The sequence below is a fragment of the Geodermatophilus sp. CPCC 205761 genome, from assembly GCF_051383655.1.
Lineage (GTDB): Bacteria > Actinomycetota > Actinomycetes > Mycobacteriales > Geodermatophilaceae > Geodermatophilus.
In genome coordinates this window covers 12,201-30,221 of sequence record NZ_JALPKQ010000002.1, presented here as the reverse complement: position 1 = coordinate 30,221, position 18,021 = coordinate 12,201, and the positions used below count along the sequence as shown (strand labels likewise).

Genomic DNA, 18,021 nt, shown 5'->3' with positions numbered 1-18,021 from the left:
CCGGCGGTCCGGCGGCCGACCACACGCCAGGTCTGTCTGCGGCCTCCGGTGGGGGAACGGCACACCGGTGCGGTGGCGGAGGCCGTCTCCGAGCGTTCCGTCACGCCACTCGACGGCTGATCCGAGGCGCGGAGTGCCACGAGGGTCTCACGAGGGCCTCCGAGGCCCTGGAACGTGATCCAGAGCAGGTCGTGCCCATCGTGGGGTCGACATGAACCGCCCCCGGTCGAGACGGCGTTGTCGACACGCCCACTGCGCGGTTGGCTGACGGGGATGGACGCTCGAGCGGGCCAGGTGGTCGTCCACTACGTGGAGCACGGGACGGGTCGGCCCGTGCTGGTGCTCCACGGCGCGGGTGTCGACCACCGCGAGGCCGAGGCCTGCTTCGAGCCGGCTCTCGACGGCGTTGCCGGGCTGAGGCGGCTCTACCCCGACCTCCCCGGGATGGGCCGGACGACCGCTCCCGAGACACTGCGCAGCGCCGACGACGTCCTCGACACGCTGCTGGACTTCGCGGACGTGGTCACGGGCGGGAGCGCTCACCTCCTCATCGGTCACTCGGCAGGGGCGTACTTCGCGCGGGCGATGGCCGCGAGGCGCCCGGCGCAGGTCGCTGGTCTGGCGCTGGTCTGTCCGCTGTTGCCCGGGGTGCGCGACGTCCCGGAGCACCGCGTCGTCGTCGGATCGGGGCTGATCGGCGACGACGCCTTCCGGAGCTACTTCGTGGTCCAGACCCCCGAGATGCTCGAACGGTACGAACGCTCCGTCGCCCCGGCCGCCGCAATGGTCGACCACGCGGCACTCGAGCGGATCGGCGAACGGTGGGCGCTCACCCCGGATCACGCGCCGGCCTACGCGGGTCCGACCGTGGTCGTGGCGGGGCGGTTGGACTCGACGGTCGGGTGTGCCGCCGCCACCGACCTCCTCGACCACCACCCGCACGCCTCGCTCGCCGTGCTCGACGACGCGGGACACGCCCTGCCCCACGAGCAGCCGGAGCTGCTGCGCGCGCTCCTCACGAAGTGGCTCGCGCGCGTCGAGCGCTCGAGCTGACCAGGACCGGACCTTGCCAGGCTGGGTACGACTGCCGGACCGGACGTTCTGGAAGACCAGGGTTCCTCCGCAGACCTCACGGAGGATCTGCTCGTCGAGGCAGGCTCTGTGCCTACCGGATCTCGTCCTGTTGGACCAAGATCCCGATGGCCTCGTTGACGGGTGCCGAGAAGCCCTTGCGGTGGGCTTCCGTGTCCAGCCTGAGATCGGCGAGCCGCGGAAAGACGTCCGGTTTGCACAGTTCGGCCCAGGGGACGGTGCTCACGACAATGCCACCCGGATCCGGGGGTGAGGAGTTCTGTGCGGCATCATCTGCTGCTCTGTCGTTCCACTTGGATGAGGCAAGCTGAATTGCTGCCACCCTTCCATATTGGGCGCCATACTCCTCGATTACGGCTTCCAGATACTCCGAGGCCCTCCGCAGGAAAGCGCTCATGAGCTCGACGGCTTCGTCGCCGCCGCACAATCGCGGTCGGGAACGCGCCGCCCAGTCGACATCCAGCAGCTGCACGCGGGCGGCTATCAGTCCCTGGGCCTGCTGTCCATACGTGCGGACCGACTGGTGCGCATTGATCAGCAGAGCGGCCGTCTTCACCGCGTTGTGGGTCTCGCGGAGTTCAGCGACGAGTTCCAATCTCTGGTCATGATCACTTCTGCGTTGATCGACGGCCCGGTTGTGAGCAGCCAGCAGCGATGCAACGCCGCCGGCGACGATGACCCCGGCCGCCAAGGTCAGCAAGGCCCTCGGGACCTCGCTCCAGAAGTTCTCTGCATCGACCGAGGGGGCCAGCGCTACGACGGCCACAGCGATCCCGACCAAGAGCATCGCCACAGCAATGGTCCACGCGAGAAACTGCCAATCGGCGGGGCGTCTTCGCACTGGGTCTCCAGCTGAGGTCTCGAGCTCCCGGCTGACTCCGCCGGCCACGGAGGCGAACGAGGCACCCGGACGGTTGCGAGCAGGCGAACGACGGGCCGGAACAGGCGAGGGATCGGAGCTCCGGCCGGCGTCGAGGCGTCACTGTCGCCATGCCCTCGCGGGCTGCGCTCGCGGTGGTGCTCTCCTCGCTGCGGTCACGGCTGCGGCCCCGTGACGGCCTTCACGGAGGCGTCGTCCATGTCGGCATCCTCTGATGTCGCCGTCACCGCGCCGTCACGCCGGGGTAGACCCTCCGGCAACGGCACGCGGTCACCGGTGCAGCGGGCCTGTCGCCACAGCCGGAGATCGGTCGGCTGATCGGTGAGCGCCTCCGTGGGATGCCCGGGGGGTGAGCCTCCGAGGGGGTCCTGGTGGTGACGCGGCGATCTTGGCGAGCGCAGTCCTCGCGGTGACAGCGCCGTGACGGTGCAGTGACGCGCGCACCCGATCCTCCTGGTGTTGCTCGCACGGGAGCGTTGCCAGCTGACGCGACGCTGGGCCGATCTCGAGAGCGCGAGAGGTGAGGCTGATCTTCGAGCGCGACCCGCGGACAACCGGGCCGAGCACGCTGGAGGGAGTGCCTGTGGGAGAGGTGCGCGACCGTATCGACGCGGTCATGCGGAGCAGACGCGCCAGGCTGCCGGTCATCGAGCGGGAGATCGAACGGTGGACCGGATTGCGGACGGTGCTCTCCGCCCTCACGGTGGCCCTGGCGGAGGCCGCCGAACCGGACGAAGACGGCTCCCCGCCCGTCGTCTTCGACGTCGACCCCGTCGACCTGGAGCGCATCGCAGCCGAGGCACTGGCGGCGCTCGCGGTCACACGCGCCCGGGTGAGCCGGCACACGGTGAACATCGGGGTCAGCGGGCGCGCCCGCAACGGCAAGAGCACACTGCTGCAGTCGTTGTCCGGGCTGGACGACGAGCAGATCCCCACCGGGCGCGGACAGCCGGTCACCGCCGTGCGGAGCCGCATCTTCCACTCGGACACGGCACGCACCGCGCGTCTGACGATGCACAGCACCGTGTCGTTCTGCTCCGAGGTCGTCGGGCCCTACTTCCAGGTGCTCGGCCTGGCCCCCGAGCCGCGCACGGTCGAGGAGTTCGCCCGGTTCGACCTTCCCGCGGCGGTCAGCGACCTACCGGCCGAGCAGGTGGACCGGCTGCGGCCGGTTCTGGCGCGACTGCAGGAGATGCAGGAGTCGCTGCCGTCGTTTCGCAGCCTGCTCACCGGCGAGGTGCGCGAGGTCGGCCTCGAGGACCTCCGTCGCTGGGTCGCCTATCCCGCTACGGACTCCGGCGTCCCTGACCGGCGGTACCTCGCCGTCCGGGATGCGGTGATCACCACGGCCTTCCCGATCTCCGAAGTGGTCGAGCTCGGCCTGCTCGACCTGCCCGGTCTCGGTGAGATGGTGCCCAAGGCCGAGGAGCACCACCTGGCCGGCCTGGAGAACGACGTCGACTTCGTCGTCGTGGTCAAGCGGCCCACTGACACCAACGCGATGTGGTCCGTTGAGGACCAGGCCAGCCTCGACCTCATCGGTCGGGCCTGCGGCGCGGCGGCGGTACGCGACTTCATGACGATTCTCGTGAACACCGGCGGGTGCGAGCGGGTCAACATCGACGCGCTGCTCGACGACATCCGGCGACGGCTGAACGACGGCGTGGACGGCCGCAACTACCAGGTCTGGCAGGCGGATGCCGCGCAGCGTGACGCCGTCGCGCGCGACGTGCTCGGTGGTGTGCTGACGCACCTCGCCGATGCGTTGCCGCGGATGGACGCAGCCGTGGTGGACCGCGCGATGGCGACATGTGCGCAGGCCCGGCAAGAGCTGCTCGCCTGCACGCAACGCCTGCTCACGACGGTGAGGTCGATAGCCCGGCCCACCGCTGTCGAAGAGCTGATCAAGCGCGCTGACGCCGTTCAGGACGAGATTCTCGTCGGCGTGCAGGACTGGGTGGAGGAGCTGCGCGGCCGCACCGGTGACACGTACGAGGACGAGGAGTTCCTGGAACGCGTCGACCACCTGTGCGACGAGATCCGCGGCTGGGCGATGGACGGCTTCGGCCAGGGCCGCACCGCCTGGGTAGAGCGGGCGCACCTCGACATGCGCAAGGCGGGGGCCGCTGCGAAGGTCTCCACGGACGCGCTGAACGGGGTGCGCAACGAGATCGCCCGGCGGTTCAGCGGCATCGATGACGTGCTCCTGCAGCGCCGGGAGGAGTTCTGGCGCGGCCTCGCCGAGGCCTTGAGCCCGCGCCTGAGTGGCCTCCTCGTGGGCGGGACCGGGCAGGAGGCGCTGACCAACCTCGCACGGGCCCTGCGCGAGGCACCCGACCCGTGCCCACAGCTCGCCCACAGCGTCGACGTCGCCCTCGACGTGCGGCTGGACTACCGCACGCGACTGCTGCCCCGGATGCGGCGGTTGCTCGACATCCTGCGACCCGAAGGCATCGACCCTGGGACGGGCAACATCCGCGCCCCGCTCGTGGTCCCGACCACGGCCGCGGGGGCCGAGGACCTCTACACCGAGATCGTCGAGCTCGCCCGCCAGGCGATCTACGAAGGCGGACGGCTGCTGCAGGAGGAAACCCAGACGATGGCGTTGGTCCTGTTGGCGTACGCGGAGCAGTTCGAGGACATGGTGATCCGCTCCGCGAGTTCGAACGCCGAGTTCCGCAGGCTCGTCGACGCCTATCGGGACGAGCTGTGGCCCGAGGAGCGCAGCGGCCCCGCGACCGCGACCGCGAAGGTGCAGCGTGTGGTGGGGCTCCTCCAGGCGGTGGTCACCGCTCTCGGCGGGGATCCCGGCATCCGGCGGGAGGTGGCGGCATGACCCCGTCGTTCCGCGTCGCCGTCACCGGGCCCAGCCGCGTCGGCAAGACCACCCTCCTCACCGCAGTGCTGAGCGACACGGACGCGCTGCTCACCGGCACCCCGGTCTCTGTGACGATGGACGAGCCCACACGCAACCGGGTCCGCAAGCAGCAGCGGGATCTGCGACGGGCCATCGAGGTCGGGGAGTTCGACGCCGCCGCGCTGGGCGGCACCCAGTCGGTGAGCCGCTACCGGGTGGCGTTGCAGGCCGAGGGCGATGAGTCGATCGAGGTTCCGTTCGAGCTGCTCGACTACCCGGGCCAGTGGCTCGACCCGGAGGTGCGGGCTCAGAACCCGCAGGCCAAGGAGGCCTGGCCCGGCTATCTGGACCACGTCCGCAACAGCATCATGCTGCTCGTCCCCATCGACGCCGCGGTGCTGATGGAGGCAGTCCTGCCTCGGCAGCGGGCCGCCGTCGGTGAGCTGCTCGCGCTGCTCGACGTCGAGGAGGTGGGACGGACCTGGGCCAAGGGCCGCTTGACCACGGACAAGGAGGACGAACCGGCGGTGGTCGTGCTCGCCCCGCTGAAGTGCGAGAAGTACTTCAGCGACAACGGCGGCCACGGGCAGGACGAGGCACGGTTGCGGGAGAAGGTCAAGGAGCGCTACGGCCGACTCCTCGAGATCATCGCTGCGGAGACGAGAGAGCGACCTCAACCCGTCCGCGTCGTCTACGCACCCGTCGACACGTATGGCTGCGTGGAGCTGATGGAGGCCCGCTGGCACAACGTCTCCGGCCACGACCTCCCCGACTTCACCGCGCACTACCGCTTCCGGGGCCGGCCGCCGCGCATCAGCGTCCGCGCCGCAGGCACGGTGATGCAGGAACTCGCTCGTGCCGTGCTCGCCGGGCAGGAGGCAGCCGAAGCCGAGCAGCAGAAGACGACACAGGGCGCCTACGACCGGCACGTGGCGCGCAAGGCCGAAGCCAAGGGCTTCTGGGGCACCATCGAGTACTACCTCTCCGGTGAGGCTGGTTCCGTCAATGAGGGGATCCAGACGAGTGCATCGGAGCTCGCCTGTATCAGCCTGCGCCGGGGGCAGCTGACGGACGCGACCAAGAAGCTCGTGGCCGCGCCCATCGACCGGCGCGTCGAGATCTGGAGCGGTGACGGTCCCCGATGACCGCTCACCTCATGACCCGAGGCACCGCCCGTCGCCTCGACTACCGGTTCCTCGGTGGTGGGCCACCGCGGCGGTGGTGGGCCCCACTGGACGACCTGGTCGTGCTCGAGCGGCCCGCCGTCCTCGTGCACGGCGGTCCGGGCCACGGTGGCGTGCTGCTCAGCGGTGTCCCTTCGGCGCGCCGGGACGTCATCGGGACGGCGATCCGGTTCACCATCGTCGTGGACGATCCCGATCCCGCCCTGCTCGCCCGCCTGGTCGCGGCCGGGTTGGACGCGCACCGACGGGCGGCGCTGGGCGCCAGGTTGGACGCCGCGTTCCCGGCCGACCTCGTCGACAGCGCCGTCGGTGGGAACGCCATCGACGAGGATGCGGTGTGCGGGGAGGAGTTCGGTTCCTGGTTGAGCCGCACCTTGGCCGACGCCGACGCCGACGCCGACGCCGACGCAGGTCCCGGGCCTGCGGCCGAGTCAGCACCGCAACCGAGGCGGTCCTGGATCGGGTCGGCCGACGACGCCGACGCCGTGGCCGCGTTCCGGGCGAGGGTCGCCCAGCTCGGCGCCGGCATGCCGGGATGGGCCTTCACAACCGCGGCGCTCACGTCGGTCGACGGTGCCCGGCGTGCCGTCGCGTCGCTCGACCGGCCGGTGGCAGTCCTCCTCGACGAGGGCGGGCCGTCCACGATGATCGACCTCGACCCGGGAAAAGCGGAGGCCGGCCCTCCGGCCGGCCTGTCACCGCAGCTCCGTCATCGGAAGATCCTCGTCGGGGCGCTGGCCCTGGCGGTGGGAGTGATCGTGCTGGTGGTGGTGCTGGTCCGGTGGTCACCGTCGCCGGCCCCGCCCCCTCCGGCACCGCCGGGCAGCTCGGCTCCGGCCTCGACCGCGCCCTCGACGACGGCTCCACCTTCGACGTCGTTGTCGACGTCCACACCGCCGGCGGGCGGACGTGGTCCGAGTCCATCCGGTTGAGTCCGCCCCTGGTCGTGGGAGAGCTCATGGACCCGGGCAGTGCGCCCAGGCGGGTGGAAGGTCGCGTCGTGGGGTTCCGCGGTCCTCTTGAACGGGCGAGCCAACTCGTCTCGGTCCTGCCCAATCCCCTCGGCATGCGCGACCGGGCGATTCAGCTGGTCCCCGGCATGGCGAATCCCCGGTGGGGCTGTCTGCTCATCCAGATCAACGACGAACGTGCTCTCGTCGACTTCGCAGGAGCGGCATGGAGCCCACGAGTCACGTCTACATGTCCGCTCCGTGTCGTCCGCATGGAGCCCGACCCCGTGCGATGGCTCCGGAACTACCTGTCCAACGCCGGACGCAGGCTGGACGCCCAGTCGTCGGTCGCCGATGCACCGACCGCTGACATCGCATGGGAGCTCGCCCGGCTGAGCGTCCTCTTCGATGAGGTCGACGGGGCCACCCGAGCCGTCCGACAGGGTCTCGAGCACCTGCGGGCGTCGCACGGAACCTCTGCGAACGCCGATGACCTGCGGCTGCTGTACAAGCTGCTTCGCAGGTGCACGTTCGACGACGCCGCGGCGGACCTGCGCGCGTACCTCGACGACCTGCCCCGGTAGGTCAACGGCCCCGAGACGTCTCAGGGCGTCATGTCCGCTCACGCCTGACGCGCGCTGAGCCCGCCCGTTCCGCCGGCCAGACCCTCTTCCCCTCAGTGCCCCGAAGGTGCCGCCGCGGCCCGGTACTGCCGCCAACCGCCGTGGGCAGTGATGTCCGGGTGCGCCTCGGCCAGGTCCCGGGCGTAGAGGATGCCGGGCACCATCCGCCCGTCGGCCAGCTGCACCGGACCCCGGTAGAGGCCGGGTGGTTCGTTCTCGACGACCTTCAGCAGCACCTCGGTGGGCACCTGGTAGAGCTCGCCGGCGATCGAGGCCCCGTCTTCGTCCTCACCGACCTCGTACATGCCGGGATGCTCATCGCGGATGCTGTGCAGCCGGTACCTCGGCGCGGTGGCCGTCTCCTCCAGCAGCTCCGCGCCCACGAGGTTGCCGTGCAGTTCCAGCCCCCGCATCAGGGTGCCGTTGACGAACAGGAGCTCGTCGTCGACCGCCCGGTCGACCTCCCGGCGCGACAACCACCCGAACCCGCCCAGGATCAGCGCCAGGAAGACGTACCCGAGACTGACGCCGGGGGAGGCGTTCCAGCCCACCTCGTCGGCATTGATCAGCCCGACGAACGACAGCCCGGCGCCGATCCCGGCGGCGATCGCGGCGGCGTACATCCGCCGGTCGATCACGAAGCAGGCGATGGCGCCGAGGACGATGCCGACCAGCACCGCGCCCTGCCCGAGCAGTCTCAGGCCGTCGTAGACGACGCCGCCGTCGACGAGTGCGCCGACCCCGACGGCCTGGGCACTGGTGCCGGCCGCCGCCAGCGCGTTGTCGATCAGCCCGGTGGCCCACTGCGCCAGGCTCGGGATCATGGCCAGCACGATGGCCGGGGCGTACCGCCGGGCGCTGACGTTGAACGCCTGCGCGCCGATCACCAGGCCGATGTAGAGGAGCACGGGGACGAGCGCCTGCATGGGGAAGAGCGCCAGGAACGTGCCGACCAGACCGGTGAAGCACACGACGGCGACGACGATGCCGGTCACCAGGGAGTAGCCGATCCGCCCGCCGACCTGCTTCCAGCCGGGGTGGCCGATGTAGACCGCCGGCGGGAAGGGGGAGCCGAGGAACGAGCCGACGATCGCGCCGAGACCGTCGGCGGACAGCACCTGGCGAGTCGAGTACCGGTCGCCGGCAGCGGCGGCCGACTCGACGTTGGTCATGCCCTCGGTGAAGTTGTAGACGCCGAGCGGGATCGCCGAGGCCAGCAGTGGCGTGATGTCCTCGAGGCCGGTGAGCACGTCACCCGTGGGGAACGGCAGGCTCACCGCGAGGTTGGAGATCGACTCGCCCACCGCGCTCGGCTCGAGGATGCCGCTCCAGCCGGCGAGCACCGCGATCCACGCGACCGCCGTGGCGAAGAGGACGGCCACCAGCCCGACGGGGGCGTCCCCCGGCATCTTCCGGCCGCCGAGCCAGCCCACGAGGATGAAGGCCAGGGCGATGAAGGCGATCCACGGCGCCTGCCACATCTGGGCGGCGGGGTTCATCGAGATGAACGTGATGGAGATGCCGGCCAGCGCGCCCAGCAGTGCCGCGCGCGGGGTCACCTTCCGGATCCACGGGCCGAAGAAGGCCCCGATCAGCACGATGCACCCGATGATGAACGCCCAGGCGAGCCCGGCGCGCCACGCGGTCAGCGCGTTCCCCGACCCGATGGCCACGGGCAGCATGACGACGAAGACCACGATGAAGGTGTGCGGCACGCTGGGGCCGTACGGCAGCGCGGTCACGTCGCCGCGGCTCTCCCGCCGGGCCAACCGGCGGGCGAGGACGGCGTACCAGATGTTGCCCAGCGGCAGGGCGATGCCCAGGGCCGGCAGGATGCGGCCGTACACCGTCTCGCTCGGGATGTGGACGACGGCCAGGCAGAGGCCGGTCAGCACGATCACGTTGAGCAGCACGTTGGTGCCGAGGCCGAACAGGCCGTTCCAGTCACCTTTCACCCACCACCTGGGGCCGGCGGTCGGCGACACGGTGGGCGACGAGTTCCTGCTCATGACGGGCCCTTCGACGGAACGGGGATGCGGTCGAGGGAAGCGAGCAGGTCCGCGGACGTCGACACCCAGCCGACGATCGCGCCCTGCGCGGCGAACATGGCCAGCGCCGACTCGTGGAACTCCGGGAAGTAGGAGCCGGTGCAGTCGGAGAGGATCAGCGACTCGAAGCCCCGGTCGTTGGCCTCGCGGACGGTCGACTGGACGCACACCTCGGTGGTGACCCCGGTGACGACCAGGTGGGTGATGCCGCGCGCTCGGAGGATCGTCTCCAGATCTGTCGCATAGAAGGAGCCCTTGCCCGGCTTGTCGAGAACCACCTCACCCGGGTGGGGAGCGAGCTCGGGGACGATGTCGTGACCGGCGGAGCCGCGCACGAGGAGCCGGCCCATCGGCCCCTCCTCGCCGATCCGCAGCGACGGGTTGCCCCGGTCGCGCTTGGCCGAGAACAGGTCGGTCAGGTCGGGACGGTGGCCCTCGCGGGTGTGGATGACGGTCCACCCGCGGTCGCGGAAGGCGGCCAGCACGGCCCGGGTCGGCTCGATCGCGCTGCGCAGGCGTGAGACGTCGTTGCCGAGGGACTCACCGAAGCCACCGGGCTCCAGGAAGTCCCGCTGGAAGTCGATGCACAGCAGTGCGACGGAGGCCGGTTCGAACGGGTAGGGAAAGGGCTCCGCTGGAACGGTGGTCATCCGGATCTCCTGCTGCCCGCGCTCGAGGCGCCCGGGGAACTCACCGGACCGGCCCGGCCCGGCGACGTGATGGAGGTGCCGGCCCGGCCGGCGAGCGCGTCCCGCAGCCGCGGCAGCGAGGTGATGACCGCGCGGCGCCCGCCGCCGGCGAGGAACTGCAGGGCGGACTCGACCTTCGGGCCCATCGAACCGGCGGGGAACTCGCCGTCCTCCAGATAGCCGCGGGCCTCGTCGGGACGCACATCGGACAGCGCCCGCTGATCCGGGGTGCCGAACCCCACGTAGACCTGGTCCACTCCGGTCACGAGCACGAGGGTGTCCACGCCGGCGATCGCGGCCAGCAAGGCGGAGGCGCGGTCCTTGTCGATGACCGCGTCCACGCTGCGCCAGCCCCCGTCCTCACGCAGGACGGGGATCCCGCCACCGCCGGCGGCGATCACGACGGCGTCCGTGTCGAGCAGCGACCGGATCTGGTCGGTCTCGACGATCCGCAGCGGCCGTGGGCTGGCGACCACGCGGCGGAAGACCCCGGCCGATGTCTCGGTGACCGTCCAGCCCTCCTTCGCCGCGAGCAGCCGGGCGACCGCAGGGCTCAAGTGCGAGCCGATCGGCTTGGTCGGGGCCGCGAACGCGGGGTCGTCGCGGGCCACCTCGGCATGGGTGAGCACGGCGACCGCCCGGGTCGACATCCCGCGCCGGGCCAGGGCGCTGTCGATCGCCACCCGAGAGGATGTGCCCGACACCGCCCTGGGAGTCGGCGACGGCGAGCCACAGCGGGAGCTCCGGCAGGCCCTCGACCGCGGCCTCGGCGGCCACCAGTTCTCCCCGGCGCAGGATGAACCCCACCTGCGGCCCGTTGCCGTGGGTGACCAGCACCCGCCAGCCGTCGGCGATCAGGTCGGCCACCTGCTCGGCGAACGCGGCGGCCCGCTGCTGCTGGCGCGGAATGGAACCGGGTTCGCCGTCGAGGACCAGGGCGTTTCCGCCGATGGCCACCAACGCGGTGCGGCTCACCGGATGTCCGATCTCCGGGAGTGGGCCCGCCAGGCCTCGCCGAGGACCTCGCCGCCCGCGAGGGACGTCGGGGACCCGCGGCTGGCTGGGCAGGGGGTTTCCACCCTGGGCACGGAGGAAGGCTAGGGCGGAGAGGCGCTGAGTGGGTGCGTCGGGAGCGGCCGTCTTTCCCGCCGTCCACGAGGATCGCCACCGCCGGCGATGCGCAGCAGCGCCCGCAGCGCCGGGAGCGCGCCGACCGGCTCGATCGCCGAGGGTGAGGCACCGGGGTGGTGCGCAGCGACCCGCACCCGCAGCGCCGCAGGCCGGGTGCGGAACACGACCGGGGGAGTGAGCAGGGCTGCCTCGCCATCGATCCCCGCCGGCACCGGACGGGTCGCCTCGACGCGGAAGTCGGGTGTCACCCACTGTCGCCAGGGGCGGCGCCGGCGCCGCTCCCCGCTGACCGGCGGGTCGAGTACGGTCACCCCGAGGAGCCCCTGGTCGACGGCCGGCCGGGTGCCCGCACCGGCCGCCCCGGTCAGCCGGTACTGGTTGTTGCTCACCATGATCACGGCCGCACCCCGCAGCGTGCGGCCACCCGGGGTGGTCCAGCTCAGGTCGTGCGAGGCGCCCTCCGGGGCCCGCGAGGCGGCCACCGTGTCCAGCAGCGTCCGCAGCTTCGCCGCGCGATAGCCCTCCTGCTGCACGGCCTCCGCGTAGACGCCCAGGGAGACGTTGTTGACGAAGACCCGACCGTTGACCTCGGCGAGGTCGACCACCCGTTCGCCGCCGTCGACGAAGGCGTCGAGCGCCCCCACGACGTCGTCCCGGTCCACGCCCAGGTCGAGGGCGAAGTGGTTGCGCGTACCTGCGGGGATGCAGGCGTAGGGCAGGTCCGCCTCGGCGGCGAGCGCGGCCACGACGGCCTGCGAGCCGTCGCCACCGGCCATGGCCAGCGCGTCCGCACCGGCGTCGACCGCCTCGCGCACGAGTGCCTCGAGGTCCGCCCCGGCGTGCAGCTCGACCACCTCGATGCCCCGTTCCCCGGCCGCGGCCGCCAGGCCGACCCGGGCCGCCCGGCCGCCGCCGGACCGGGGGTTGACGACGAGCACCGGCCGCTTCGGTCGTGCCGCGGCCGGCAGGACGACGTCCGGCTGGAAGGCCACCCGGGCCGCCGCGTGCCAGATCAGCGCACCGAGACCGAGCTGCACCAGGCTCTGCCGGTAGCCTTCGTCACCCAGCACGAGGACCCCGCCCGCCAGGGCGACGCCGGCGACGGCGAGGGCGGCCACGCGCCCCCAGCCCCGCCGCAGGACCCCCTCCCAGGCACCGGCCGCGACCAGGGCGGTACACAGCAGCAGGAGCAGGCCGCGTGGGAAGTCGTCGACCGCCACGATGACCGTCAGCAGGACGACCCACGCCGCGGCGGCGAGCGCCAGCGCGGCGGCGCTGCGGCGCCGGCGCACCGGCGACATGCGGCTCGGACTCGACATCGACGCCCCCATCGGTCACCTCGCTGCGCGGTGGCCGCCCAGGGGGCGGTGCCGCACTCGTCGCGGAGGTGGGTCTCGATGCGGTCGCCGGTCGCGGACAGGTCTCCCGCGGCGTCGTCGAGGGCGTCGAGCGTCGAGCGATCGGAGAGGTCGACGTCGGCGAACGCGTCGGCCATCCGCTCGAGGCCGTCCGCCGGTGCCTGCCAGTCGGCGGCGATCGCGGAGGGCGCCTTGCTCGCGCGCAGCTCCGCGGTCAACAGCCACGCCGGCCCGACAGGCGGACCGATTCCCGGGCTCCGTGCCGGACATGGCGGCCCCCAGGGGCGGGATGAGGGGACGGCCTCGAGTGTCCACCCGGCTCGACCGCCTCGACAGGGGGCCGGCCCGGCCTGGGGGACCCGCCGGGGGCGGATCGGGGCGTGCGGAGTCGCGCGGTCGACCGGCGGAGGCGCACGAGCGCCGTCGTCGCGCCGGCGTGTCCCGGTACGGCGGCCGTGACGGACACGCGGACGCCCCGGACCGCGGAGCGCGGTCCGGGGCGTCCGAACAGGTGGTGCTTACCGCAGGTCGTAGCGGTCGAGCTCCATGACCTTCACCCAGGCCGCGACGAAGTCCTGCACGAACGTCTCCTTCGCGTCGTCGGCCGAGTAGACCTCGACGATGCCGCGCAGGATCGAGTTCGAGTTGAACACCAGGTCGGCCGCGGTGGCCGTGCGCACGACGTCGCCGCCGGCGTCCAGCCCCTCGTAGACGCCCTCGGTGGCCACCGAGGTCCGCCAGGAGATGCCCAGGTCGAGCAGGTTGCGGAAGAAGTCCTGCGACAGCACGCCGGGGCGGTCGGTGAAGACGCCGTGCTGCACACCACCGGTGTTGGCGCCGAGGACCCGCAGGCCGCCGACCAGCAGGGTCATCTCCTTGGCGGTGAGCTCGAGCATGTACGCCCGGTCGACCAGGAGCGTCTCCGGCTCCAGCTTGCTCCCCGGCGCGATCCAGTTGCGGAAGCCGTCGGCCCGCGGCTCGAGCCAGCGGAAGTTGTCGACGTCGGTCTGCTCCTGCGAGGCGTCGGTGCGACCGGGCGTGAACGGCACGGTCACCTGCACGCCGGCGTCCGCCGCGGCCTTCTCCACCGCGGCGCTGCCGCCGAGGACGATCAGGTCGGCGAGCGAGACCCTCTTGCCGGTCTGCTGCTCGAACTCGCCCTTCACCCGCTCGAGCACCGGCAGCACGTCCCGGACGCCCTCGTTGACCGCCCAGTTGATCTGCGGCTCGAGGCGGAGTCGGGCGCCGTTGGCGCCACCACGCTTGTCCGTGCTGCGGTAGGACGCGGCGGCGGCCCAGGCCGTGTGCACCAGCTGCGAGACTGTCAGCCCCGAGGCGAGCACTCGCTGCTTGAGGTCGGCGATCTCCGCCTCGCCCACGAGCTCGTGGTCGACGGCGGGCAGCGGGTCCTGCCAGATCAGGTCCTCGGCGGGGACGTCGGGGCCGAGGTACCGGGTCTTCGGGCCCATGTCCCGGTGCAGCAGCTTGAACCAGGCCCGCGCGTACTGGTCGGCGAAGTGGTCGAAGTCGTTGCGGTAGCGCTCCGCGATCGCGCGCAGCTCGGGGTCCTTGACGAGCGCCATGTCGGCGGTCGACATCATCGGCGGGTTCTTCTTGCCCTCGATGTGCGCGTCGGGCACGAGCTCCTGCGCCTCGGGGTTCACCGGCTGCCACTGCTTGGCGCCGGCGGGGCTCTCGGTGAGCTCCCAGTCGTAGCCGAACAGCGTCTCGAAGTAGGAGTTGTCCCACGTCGTCGGCGTCGGCGTCCAGGCGCCCTCGAGGCCGCTGGTGATGGTGTCGGCACCCTTGCCGGTGCCGTGCTGGCTGATCCAGCCCAGGCCGTTGCCGTGCACCGGGCAGCCCTCGGGCTCCGGGCCGACGAGCTCGGGGTTGCCGGCGCCGTGCGTCTTCCCGAAGGTGTGCCCGCCGGCGACGAGGGCGACGGTCTCCTCGTCGGTCATGCCCATGCGACGGAAGGTCACCTTGATGTCGTGGGCCGAGGCGAGCGGGTCGGGCCGGCCCTTCGGGCCCTCGGGGTTGACGTAGATCAGCCCCATGGTCACGTTGGCCAGCGGGCCCTCGTCCAGGTCCAGCGGGTCGTCGCCGGCGTAGCGCTCGTCGCCGAGCCAGGTGTCCTCGGGACCCCAGAAGACCTCGCCGGGCTGCCAGTTGTCCGCGCGGCCGAAGGCGAAGCCGAAGGTCTTCAGGCCCATGTCGTCGTGCGCGACGTTGCCGGCCAGCAGCAGCAGGTCGGCCCAGGACAGCGCGCGGCCGTACTTCTGCTTGACCGGCAGCAGCAGCCGGCGGGCCTTGTCGAGGTTGGCGTTGTCCGGCCAGCTGTTCAGCGGCGCGAAGCGCTGCCCGCCCTCGCCGCCGCCGCCCCGGCCGTCCGCGATGCGGTAGGTGCCGGCTGCGTGCCACGACATCCGGATGAACAGCGGGCCGTAGTGACCCCAGTCCGCCGGCCACCAGTCCTGCGAGGTGCGCATGACCTGGACGACGTCGCGCTTGACCGCCTCGACGTCCAGGGTCGCGACCGCGGCCTTGTAGTCGAAGTCCGCGCCGAGCGGATCGGAGTCCTTCGAGGGCTTGTTCAGCACGGACAGGTCGACCTGGTTGGGCCACCAGTCCCGGTTGCTCTGCGGCCGCCGGTTGGTGACCTGGGTCGGCCCGGGGATCGCCGGGTTCTCGCTCTCGCTGGTGCTCTCGCTCTGGTTCTTGTCGATCTCGTTGGTCACGACGTACCTCTCTGTGCGGTGCGGGGGGCGGGGGCGGGAGGAGGGTCGGCTGCGCACGACGGGCAGCGTCCCCAGAACAGGACCTCAGCCTCGTCGATGACGAAGCCTGCGTCGGAGGAGGGGGTCAGGCAGGGAGCGGCGCCGGTCGTGCAGTCGACGTCGGCTATGGCCCCGCAGTCGCGGCAGACCAGGTGGTGGTGGTTGTCGCCCACGCGGGCCTCGTAGCGGGCGTCGGAGCCCTCCGGCTGGATGCGTCGCACGAGGCCGCTGTCCTCGAGTGCGCGCAGCACGTCGTACACCGCCTGGTGCGACACCGCGCCGAGGCGGACACGCGCCGCGCTGATCAGTGCCTTGGTGTCGAGGTGCGGCTGGGCGTGGACGGCGTCCAGCACCGCGAGGCGCGGCCGGGTGACCCGCAGACCCGCCGCGCGCAGTGCACGCTCGAGTTCTGCGGCGTCCGGTGGCACGGCTCGATTTTCCCCGCTTCCCTTGATCGAGTCAAGAGACGGCGCCGGGGAGGTCGGCCGGCGAGGGGACCCGTGCCGCGGCTGCAGGAGACGCCCAGGGGCCGAGCCGACGCCCGACCGCCGCGGGGCCGAGCCGCGTGTGGTGTGGTCGGTCAGGAGTCGTCGGTCGGCTCGGCCGCGAACGGTTCGACGCGGTCGCCGACACCGATCGACCCCGGTTCCTCGACCGTGGCGTACACGCCGAAGACCACCGCGCCGTTGTCCGGGAGGTGGGCGACCGGAGTGGTGAGGTCCGCGGCCAGCTCGCCGCGGTAGCGCGCGATCGACCTGAGGGTGCTGAAGTCCACCTCGCCGCTGTCGGGGTTCTCGTTGGTGACCACGCAGCGGGGGACCGGGCCGACCACCCGCACCGTGGCCCCGCCCAGCCGGAGCCGCCGGCCCGCCCAGGTGTCCTCCTCGTGGACGCCGCACCCGTCCACCTCGACGAGCATCCGGAAGCGCCGGTGGTCCAGCCGTTCGCCACCGGGGGTGACGCTGCGGAGGTGCTCGATGGTGGCCGAGGAGATCAGCGTCACCGCGTGCACGTCGACCGCGTCGCCCGGGGTGTCGGCGGCGACCAGGTGGACGGGCTCGCCGACGAACTCGGTGAGCGCTGCTGACCACGGACCCCTCACCAGACGGCCGGCCACGTCGCGCCCGTAGAAGTCGGTGACGACCGGCTCACCCAGCTCGGTCGTCGTCCCCTGCACCGGTTCGCGACCGGGGATCTGCAGGGACAGGTGTCTCCGGTGGCCGTCGTACTGCGCGGTGATCCGGACCAGGGGGCCGTGGTGCTTGCCGTTGAACAGCCGGTGCCGGGCATCGACGAGGTGGAAGCGCCGGTTGTCCTCGACGCCGTTCCCGGTGAGCACCAGGCCGGCCGGGTGGTGGAGGGCGGTGCCCTTGACGGGCGTCATCGAGAGGCGCGAGACGACGGGCATGGGTGTCCTTCCGGTGGTGCGTGGAGGACCGAGCGTAGGGAGCAGCGTGCCCCGACGCGTCGTCCCCGGCTCGTCCGCGGCCCGCAGGGACACCGGGGCGAGGAAGTGTCGCGAGGGCGACCCGGTGCACACGCCCACGCTCGGGGGCTCACGCCTGGGCGCGCACGCCCTCCGGATCAGCAGCTCCGCGTCCGACGCGCCAGCGGGTCGGTCCGTCACCGTCCGCAGTCACCCGGCCGGGCGGATGCACCGGCTCGCCCGCCGGCGCCGGCGGGCCGCTCCGCCCACGCACGGCGGGCGACGCCGGTGGGACTCTCTGGTGGCGACGGGGATCCCACCGTCCTGTACGTCACGGGCGAGGTGATCGCCGATGTCCATGTCGCGCAGCGGCTCCGGCGCAGCGGTGTTCCGTGGCCGCACGGTCGTCGCCCTCGTCTGCCTCCTCACCGGGTGCGCCGCCGCGGAGCGGACCGGTACCGAGCCGGTGCGGGCGCGCGCAGCGGTCGACTGGCTGAACACGACGTACACCGTGACCTGCGACGGCATCGTCCCGGACGGCTTCCGCGCGACCGTCGTCGACGGGAGCGCGCGGGTCCCCGCCGAGGGCAGCCGCCCCCCGCACTACGACTACTACGACATCCGGGTCAGGGCCACGGCCGGCGGTGACGTGGACGGCGACGGTGCGCCCGACGCCGTCGTCCTGCTGGACTGCTCACCGCAGCCGTCCAACGGCGTCCTCCAGGAGGTCCAGGTCTTCTCGTCGACCGGTCGCCCGCTGGGCGCCCTGCCCAGCCCGTTCACCCTGCAACGGGGCGTGAAGCCGCCCCCCGTGTACGACCCGGCGGGGCTGTCGGTCCAGGACGGCGCGATCGTGGCGGGGATGATGGACTACGGGCCGGACGACTCCCACGCCACCGGACCCTCCGTGCCCCTCACCGTGCGCTGGCGCTTCGACGGACAGGAGTTCGTGCGGGCCTCGTCGTGACGCGCGTCTGCCAACCGCGCGGGTGACCGCGTGACCTCC

14 protein-coding genes are annotated in these 18,021 nt (G+C 72.1%); 6 read left to right on the top strand and 8 right to left on the bottom strand.

The window, feature by feature from the left end:
* The first annotated feature begins 273 nt into the window (after positions 1–273).
* A complete protein-coding gene (locus MY526_RS01690; protein WP_436703088.1) occupies positions 274–1,053 on the top strand; it encodes an alpha/beta fold hydrolase in 780 nt (259 codons plus the stop codon).
* 112 nt (positions 1,054–1,165) lie between these two features.
* Here MY526_RS01690 and MY526_RS01685 read toward each other — a convergent pair whose 3' ends face one another.
* On the bottom strand, positions 1,166–1,885 hold the full coding sequence (locus MY526_RS01685) for a hypothetical protein (RefSeq protein WP_436703087.1): 720 nt from the start codon (positions 1,883–1,885) through the stop codon (positions 1,166–1,168).
* A 703-nt stretch (positions 1,886–2,588) separates the two neighbouring features.
* Between MY526_RS01685 and MY526_RS01680 the strand changes: the two genes are divergently transcribed.
* Genes MY526_RS01680 through MY526_RS01670 form a run of 3 tightly spaced genes read left to right on the top strand, consistent with a single transcriptional unit; the run spans position 2,589 to position 6,945 of the window.
* Positions 2,589–4,808 carry a hypothetical protein gene (locus tag MY526_RS01680; protein ID WP_436689632.1) on the top strand — a complete coding sequence of 740 codons (2,220 nt, stop codon included), beginning with the start codon at positions 2,589–2,591 and terminating at the stop codon, positions 4,806–4,808.
* Entirely contained in the window at positions 4,805–5,974 is a 1,170-nt protein-coding gene (locus MY526_RS01675) for a hypothetical protein (RefSeq protein ID WP_436703086.1), read from the top strand. The genes MY526_RS01680 and MY526_RS01675 overlap by 4 nt, the downstream gene beginning before the upstream one ends.
* Positions 5,975–5,985: 11 nt before the next feature.
* Entirely contained in the window at positions 5,986–6,945 is a 960-nt protein-coding gene (locus MY526_RS01670; RefSeq protein WP_436703085.1) for a hypothetical protein, read from the top strand.
* A gap of 694 nt (positions 6,946–7,639) precedes the next feature.
* On the opposite strand, the gene MY526_RS01665 is transcribed toward MY526_RS01670, so the two are convergent.
* The 3 genes from MY526_RS01665 to MY526_RS01655 are packed head-to-tail and all read right to left on the bottom strand — an operon-like array spanning position 7,640 to position 11,006.
* Positions 7,640–9,541, bottom strand: a complete 1,902-nt coding sequence (locus MY526_RS01665; RefSeq protein ID WP_436703084.1) for an allophanate hydrolase-related protein — start codon at positions 9,539–9,541, stop codon at positions 7,640–7,642.
* A gap of 50 nt (positions 9,542–9,591) precedes the next feature.
* Positions 9,592–10,284, bottom strand: coding sequence for a cysteine hydrolase family protein (locus tag MY526_RS01660; RefSeq protein WP_436689642.1), 693 nt, complete (start codon positions 10,282–10,284; stop codon positions 9,592–9,594).
* Complete coding sequence (locus MY526_RS01655; protein WP_436703083.1) at positions 10,281–11,006, bottom strand: amino acid kinase family protein; 726 nt, start codon at positions 11,004–11,006, stop codon at positions 10,281–10,283. Before MY526_RS01655 ends, MY526_RS01660 begins: the two co-directional genes overlap by 4 nt.
* Before the next feature lie 10 nt (positions 11,007–11,016).
* On the opposite strand from MY526_RS01655, the gene MY526_RS01650 reads away from it, so the two are divergent.
* A complete protein-coding gene (locus MY526_RS01650; protein ID WP_436703082.1) occupies positions 11,017–11,424 on the top strand; it encodes a hypothetical protein in 408 nt (135 codons plus the stop codon).
* On the opposite strand, the gene MY526_RS01645 is transcribed toward MY526_RS01650, so the two are convergent.
* From MY526_RS01645 to MY526_RS01630, 4 genes are all read right to left on the bottom strand, one after another.
* Entirely contained in the window at positions 11,421–12,773 is a 1,353-nt protein-coding gene (locus tag MY526_RS01645; RefSeq protein ID WP_436703081.1) for a diacylglycerol/lipid kinase family protein, read from the bottom strand. The two genes, MY526_RS01650 and MY526_RS01645, sit on opposite strands and share 4 nt — an antisense overlap.
* A 557-nt stretch (positions 12,774–13,330) precedes the next feature.
* Positions 13,331–15,550, bottom strand: a complete 2,220-nt coding sequence (katG, locus tag MY526_RS01640; RefSeq protein WP_436689647.1) for a catalase/peroxidase HPI — start codon at positions 15,548–15,550, stop codon at positions 13,331–13,333.
* Complete coding sequence (locus tag MY526_RS01635) at positions 15,547–16,017, bottom strand: Fur family transcriptional regulator (protein WP_436689649.1); 471 nt, start codon at positions 16,015–16,017, stop codon at positions 15,547–15,549. The genes katG and MY526_RS01635 overlap by 4 nt, the downstream gene beginning before the upstream one ends.
* 152 nt (positions 16,018–16,169) lie before the next feature.
* Positions 16,170–16,997 (bottom strand): MOSC domain-containing protein, encoded by an 828-nt coding sequence (locus MY526_RS01630; RefSeq protein ID WP_436689651.1) that lies wholly within the window; start codon positions 16,995–16,997, stop codon positions 16,170–16,172.
* 370 nt (positions 16,998–17,367) lie between these two features.
* Here MY526_RS01630 and MY526_RS01625 point away from each other — a divergent pair, with 370 nt between their 5' ends.
* Positions 17,368–17,982, top strand: a complete 615-nt coding sequence (locus tag MY526_RS01625) for a hypothetical protein (RefSeq protein WP_436689653.1) — start codon at positions 17,368–17,370, stop codon at positions 17,980–17,982.
* Positions 17,983–18,021 lie beyond the last annotated feature (39 nt).

What these genes read in the sequence shown, in the direction of transcription:
- MY526_RS01625 (WP_436689653.1), top strand. Translation starts at nt 17,368, where the DNA reads ATGTCCATGTCGCGCAGCGGCTCCGGCGCAGCGGTGTTCCGTGGCCGC.
- MY526_RS01670 (WP_436703085.1), top strand. Translation starts at nt 5,986, where the DNA reads ATGACCCGAGGCACCGCCCGTCGCCTCGACTACCGGTTCCTCGGTGGT.
- MY526_RS01680 (WP_436689632.1), top strand. Translation starts at nt 2,589, where the DNA reads ATGCGGAGCAGACGCGCCAGGCTGCCGGTCATCGAGCGGGAGATCGAA.
- MY526_RS01675 (WP_436703086.1), top strand. Translation starts at nt 4,805, where the DNA reads ATGACCCCGTCGTTCCGCGTCGCCGTCACCGGGCCCAGCCGCGTCGGC.
- MY526_RS01690 (WP_436703088.1), top strand. Translation starts at nt 274, where the DNA reads ATGGACGCTCGAGCGGGCCAGGTGGTCGTCCACTACGTGGAGCACGGG.
- MY526_RS01660 (WP_436689642.1), bottom strand. Translation starts at nt 10,284, where the DNA reads ATGACCACCGTTCCAGCGGAGCCCTTTCCCTACCCGTTCGAACCGGCC.
- MY526_RS01630 (WP_436689651.1), bottom strand. Translation starts at nt 16,997, where the DNA reads ATGCCCGTCGTCTCGCGCCTCTCGATGACGCCCGTCAAGGGCACCGCC.
- MY526_RS01645 (WP_436703081.1), bottom strand. Translation starts at nt 12,773, where the DNA reads ATGTCGAGTCCGAGCCGCATGTCGCCGGTGCGCCGGCGCCGCAGCGCC.